This is a genomic window from Flavobacterium sp. UBA4854 (genome assembly GCF_002399805.1).
Lineage (GTDB): Bacteria > Bacteroidota > Bacteroidia > Flavobacteriales > Flavobacteriaceae > Flavobacterium > Flavobacterium ginsengisoli.
This window is the reverse complement of the sequence record NZ_DHEI01000155.1, coordinates 1-1656: the sequence shown is the minus strand read 5'-3', so window position 1 is coordinate 1656 and position 1656 is coordinate 1. Positions and strand designations below refer to the sequence as shown.

Genomic DNA, 1656 nt, shown 5'->3' with positions numbered 1-1656 from the left:
GACTTAAGAAAACAATTGTTTCTTGTTAAACCGCTTTTTACTCTTGTAAATGGTGTACAAACTTATGTTGACTACAGTTTTACAAGAAAATATCAGGATAATGCCGGTTATGTGGCTTTCAGACTTAGCGAAATGTACTTAATTCGTGCCGAAGCTGCACTTGAAACCAACAGAGCCGATTTAGCAATGGCCGATATTAATATCATTCGTGCTCGCGCCAATGCATCATTACTAACCAATACAGCTAATCTTAAAGAAAACATCTTTTTAGAAAGAAGAAAAGAACTCTGTTTTGAAGGCTTTTTATTCTTTGATATTGCCAGAATGCATAAAGATGTTTCAAGAAATGACGGTTGTATGGCAACTGTTTGCAGTTTGACTTATCCGTCTTTAAAATTTGTATTGCCAATACCAACATTCAACACTAATCTTAACCCAAACTTGCAGCAAAATGACTCGTATTAAGATATTCAGTATATTATTTACAGCCCTATTATACATTTCATGTTCTAAAGATGATTATAAAATAGGCTCTGAAATTGATCCTTACTTAAGATTTAATTTTTTAGTAAAAAGCGATAACACACCTCTAGAATACCCAGCTGTAAACGGAAATTTAGTTCCGCAATCAACTTATGAAAACAAAGCCATAAAAACCTTAAAAGTTCCTGTAGCCTTAACCACACGTGCCTTAAAAGGAACTGTTACTGCCAATTTTAGTGCCGAAACAAATGGTGCTAGTGACAGTTTTAGCTTAAAGCCTGCTAATCAGCTTTCATTTCAGGGCAGTAAAATAACCGATACTATTTTTGTGTCATTCGATAAAAGATGGACTAAAGACCAAAGTATTACGCTAAAATTGGAAACCGTTTCTGATCCTGATATTCACATTGGAAATCTGAATACAGAATATTCAAACAATACTTTCAAAATCGATTTAACAAGCGTTGCTACTAATTATACATTTCCTGTAACGCAATACAATATAAAAGGCGAAATAGGAGAAAAAATAGATTTTAAAGTAAATTATCCAAATGGATTTTTTCCTGAAGAAATTGAAAATGCCGAAATTTTTAAATTTCAAAACGGATTCGAATATTCCTTAACACATGACGATTATGGAGATAACAGAACTTCTGTAAACTATCATCTAACTCTTTTAGAGGATCTTCAAAATGATGATGTTCGATACGAGTCAAAATTAACGTTAATCAATATTCCCAATTATACCGCTACAGGAAACATCAACTTAACTATTGCAAAACCAATAAAATCAGAAAGAGACGTTCAGGCCTATCCAGCATCTAAATTTACAGATCCTACCAATGCCTTTTTTTTAACGTATGGAGAGCACTGGTTTAATAATAATGGAAATTGCGCATGGATGACTTTCAATGCTTTAACATTTCCGATTATAGTTACAAAAGACGATCCGAATGCAATATTATACAGCGATAGAGGAACTACAAATCCTAACGATGATATTTATCACGATGCTTTCAAAATTGGATTTAATGTCGCAAGCGGAACCAACACCGTAAATTCTTTTGGTTTAAAAAGATGGTTCTCTAACGAAAGTAATTCTGCAGCGATCTCTCCTGGATTTAATATCACTTCTGCCTTAGAATTTTTCCCAGCAAATGGAAATAGTAAAAC

At 33.3% G+C, this 1656-nt stretch carries 2 protein-coding genes; both read left to right on the top strand.

The window, feature by feature from the left end; genetic code table 11:
* On the top strand, positions 1-465 hold a 465-nt coding region (locus tag B3J44_RS22275; protein ID WP_286971511.1), incomplete at its 5' end, for a RagB/SusD family nutrient uptake outer membrane protein.
* Positions 452-1656 (top strand): hypothetical protein (locus tag B3J44_RS22270; protein ID WP_286971510.1); only part of this gene is annotated, 1205 nt, incomplete at its 3' end. The genes B3J44_RS22275 and B3J44_RS22270, both read left to right, overlap by 14 nt.